The organism is Acidobacteriota bacterium (assembly GCA_040752915.1).
Classification (GTDB): domain Bacteria; phylum Acidobacteriota; class UBA4820; order UBA4820; family DSQY01; genus JBFLVU01.
This window is the reverse complement of record JBFMHB010000128.1, coordinates 1-3,535: the sequence shown is the minus strand read 5'-3', so window position 1 is coordinate 3,535 and position 3,535 is coordinate 1. Positions and strand designations below refer to the sequence as shown.

General features: G+C 65.7%; 4 protein-coding genes. 3 read left to right on the top strand and 1 reads right to left on the bottom strand.

Going from position 1 to position 3,535, the window contains the following annotated elements:
• Positions 1–135 precede the first annotated feature (135 nt).
• A complete protein-coding gene (locus tag AB1824_13325; GenBank protein ID MEW5765942.1) occupies positions 136–1,362 on the bottom strand; it encodes an ISL3 family transposase in 1,227 nt (408 codons plus the stop codon).
• Between the two features lie 56 nt (positions 1,363–1,418).
• Here AB1824_13325 and AB1824_13320 point away from each other — a divergent pair, with 56 nt between their 5' ends.
• The 3 genes from AB1824_13320 (at position 1,419) to AB1824_13310 (ending at position 3,498) form a co-directional block, all read left to right on the top strand.
• Complete coding sequence (locus AB1824_13320) at positions 1,419–1,964, top strand: EAL domain-containing protein (protein ID MEW5765941.1); 546 nt, start codon at positions 1,419–1,421, stop codon at positions 1,962–1,964.
• Positions 1,965–2,010: 46 nt separating this feature from the next.
• Positions 2,011–3,111, top strand: coding sequence for a proline iminopeptidase-family hydrolase (locus AB1824_13315; protein ID MEW5765940.1), 1,101 nt, complete (start codon positions 2,011–2,013; stop codon positions 3,109–3,111).
• A gap of 87 nt (positions 3,112–3,198) precedes the next feature.
• Positions 3,199–3,498, top strand: coding sequence for a DUF4342 domain-containing protein (locus tag AB1824_13310; GenBank protein MEW5765939.1), 300 nt, complete (start codon positions 3,199–3,201; stop codon positions 3,496–3,498).
• Positions 3,499–3,535 lie beyond the last annotated feature (37 nt).

The window sequence follows — 3,535 nt, the reverse complement described above, 5'->3', positions numbered from 1 at the left end:
CCCCTTACGAATGGCCTGAGGCGCTCTTCACCTTCGCGCGCCAGTCGCGCCTGAGCCGCCAGCTGGACCACCAGTGCAAGATGGCCGCCCTGGAGGCGGCGAGGAATCGGCCCGAAGGAAAGAAACTTTGGCTCCTCACAAGAATCTGTGCACGGTATGAGGTAGTGGGAGGTGTCCAAGGCAGTGGTAGAGGTTGAGAGCGAAGGTGTCGGGGGTGCGGAAGCCATGGGCGCGGTGGCTGACCTGCTTGGCGTTGTTGTTCATGGCTTCGGTGGCGCCGTTGTCGATGCGGAGGTCGAAGTAGGCAAGGATGCCCTCCTCATGGCGGCGAAGAAGCCAGGCGAAGTCGCGCAGGGGTTTGATGCGGCTGTGGGTGGCCCACCAGAACCACTTCTTGAGGTAGCGCGCGGCCCATCCCCTCCGCTTGTAGGTCCAGATCTCGCGGAAAAGCTCCTTGAGAAGATAGGCCTTGTGGATCTTCAGGTTGAGCCGTTCGAGGTACCCCAGGCGCTGCTTCTGGTGGGGCGTCAGGTTCCAGGGGTTTTTCAGCCAGAGGTAGCGGGTGCCGCGCAGCAGCGAGGGCTCTTTGGCCTTGAGTGCTCTCGCCTCCATCTTTCGGACCCGATCGACAGCTTCGAGCAGGTGGCGCACCAGGTGGAACTTGTCGAAAACGAGCACCGCGTCGGGGCACCGCTCCTTAATGACCTTCACGTAAGGAGCCCACATATCGCAGCAGATTCCCTCGATCTGGGCCGTCCGTTCGGGCCCCCACTCCTCAAAGAAGCGCCGCAGGGTCTCCTCGCTTCGGCCCTCACTGCTCCAGATCAGCCGCTTCCGGTCGAGGTCGTACACCTGGGTCATGTACACGTGTCCCTTCTTGCGGCTAATCTCATCGATGCCGATGTGGCGGACGAAGGATGTATCCCGGTGGGCCAGGCCATACTTCACGGCACTGCGCACCGCCGAGGCCACCGTGCTCCAGCAGACTCCGAAGAGCCTGGCGACGACTTCCCATGCCAGAAGCCTGGCCCAGATGGCCAGAACGTGGATCAGTCCGGCGCTCAGGGGACTCTTTCCTTCGGTCCAAGGGATTTGCTCCACCACCACCCCGCAGGAAGGGCACCGCACTCTCGCGGGCCGGTAAGAGAGCCTCACAGAGATGCCCCACAGCGGCACATGGCGCCACGTCCTCTCCGCCAGCCGGTCCCGGACCCGCGATCGGCGCCCGCACCCCGAGCACGGCAGCTTGCGGCCTCGTCTCAGGTCCAGGGCTACGAAAAGGTCCTCCCCCTTCTGTCTCACACCCGCCACCCGGTGGTCCTTGAGTCCCAGCGTCTTTCGAACGATACTTTCCACGAGCATGAGCGGCCCTCCACTTATGAAGCCTCCAAGAACTCCATAAGTAGCTGGCGTTGCTCATGCTCTTCAACATCCTTACCCCATTTTCATGCACAGATTCTCAAGGGGAGCCGAAACTTTTCATCAACACGCTTCCGACGACCCTCGACGATCCCGACTTCCTCGGCGAACCCGCCGTCGAACTCCTCCACCAATACGGCCTCACGCCCACGGAAGTCGTCTGGGAACTTACCGAGCGCCACGCCATCGAGAACTACGACGCCTTCCGGACCATCATGCAGAACTACCTGGCCATGGGGTACCAGGTGGCGCTGGACGATCTGGGTACGGGCTATTCCTCCATTCAGACCATCACCCACGTCCGGCCCTCGTACCTCAAGGTGGACATCTCCCTGGTGAAGGACATCCACCTGAACCTCCTCAAACAGGAGCTGGTCTCGTCCCTCCTCATCCTCAGCCGCAACATCAACGCCCAACTCGTGGCGGAGGGGATCGAGACGGGGGAGGAGCTCCGGGCCATCCGGGCCCTGGGGGTCACCCTGGGCCAGGGCCACCTGCTCGGTCCCCCCGCCCCTCATTTCGCCACCGAGATCCGGTCTCTTTAGGACCGCCGATTCGGGGCCGGCCCGAACCGGCCGAGTGGAGAGCGCCATGGCACGTATGACGCGCAGGACGTTCCTCGAGTCGGGCGCCGCGGCCCTTGCGGGGGCCGCCCTCTCCCGCTCCGCGATCCCGGCGGAGGAGGCGCGGCTTCCCGGCGCCTCCGACATCTTCCGCCGCCTCACCTTTCCGGAAGGTCTTCCCGTCCCGGGACCGGAAGTGGCCATCCGAACGGCGGGAGTCCGGCGGGTTCCGGTGGCGGGGGGAACCCATCGGGTCTGGACCCGGCGGGTGGGCTCGGGCCGCACGCCCGTGCTCATCCTCCACGGGGGACCGGGAGGGACCCACGAATCCCTCGAATGCCTCGGGGATTTTCTTCCGGCGGAAGGGTGCACGCTGTACTTTTACGACCAGCTCGGGTGCGGGAACTCGGACAGGCCCGGAGACGACTCCTTGTGGACCGTGAACCGGTACGCCGAGGAGGTCGAGGAGGTGCGGGCCGCCCTGGGGCTGGCGGACTTTGTTCTTTACGGCCATTCCTTCGGCGGCATGCTCGCCATCGAGTACGCCCTCGCCCATCCCAGGCACCTGAAGGCCCTGGTCCTGTCCAACGTGACGGCGAGCGTCGCCTCCCACGTCCAGCACATGAATCGTCTCCGGGCCGAACTGCCCGAGAAGGTCCGCGCCGTACTCGAGCGGTGCGAGCGGGAAGGGCTCACGCAGGCCCCCGAATACCGGGACGCCTTGATGGGGATGGTGTACCCGCGCCACCTGTGCCGGCTCGCTCCATGGCCCGAGCCGCTGGAGCGGTCCTTTCGAAACCAGAACACCCGCATTCACGACCTCTTGTGCGGTCCGAGCGGGCTCGCCGTCACCGGAAGGATCAAGGGCTGGGATCGTTGGTCCGACCTGCACCGAATCGTTGCGCCCACGCTCCTTCTCGTCGGCTACTACGACACCGTCAACCCGGCCGACATCCGCCGGATGGTGCGCCTCCTGCCCAACGGCCGGGCGGCCGTTTGCACCAGCGGAAGCCACTTTTCGCTCTGGGACGACCAAGAGGCCTACTTCCGACACCTCACCCGCTTTCTCCGGCAGGTCCGGGACGGGAGCTTCGCACCGGAGCCCCGCAGGGTGCCCGACTACGAGTGAGACCTCGTTCCCGCGGCGGAACGGGAGGCTCGAGAACTCCCGCCGGGGGGAGAGCGTATCATCCCTTGCCCGGATCGGGAGGCGCCCATGGCCAGGAAAAGGGTCCGAAGGGAGGAGTTTTCGGTGAGCGGCGACGAACTGCTCGGCCGCGTCAAGGACCTCATCCACAGCGGCAACATTCGCCGGATCACGATCAAGAACGCGGAGGGGGAGACCCTCATCGAGGTCCCCCTGACCCTCGGCGTGGTGGGGGCGGTCCTCCTCCCGGTGTGGGCCGCCCTGGGCGCCCTCGCCGCCCTGGTGGCGCGGCTGCGGATCGTCGTCGAGCGAATCGAGGACCCGGGGGAGGCCGGGCGGCCCCCCGAATCCGATCCGGCGGCCCTTTAGGGCCGCCCGGAAAGGACGAACCCGCGGCTCTTGTCCC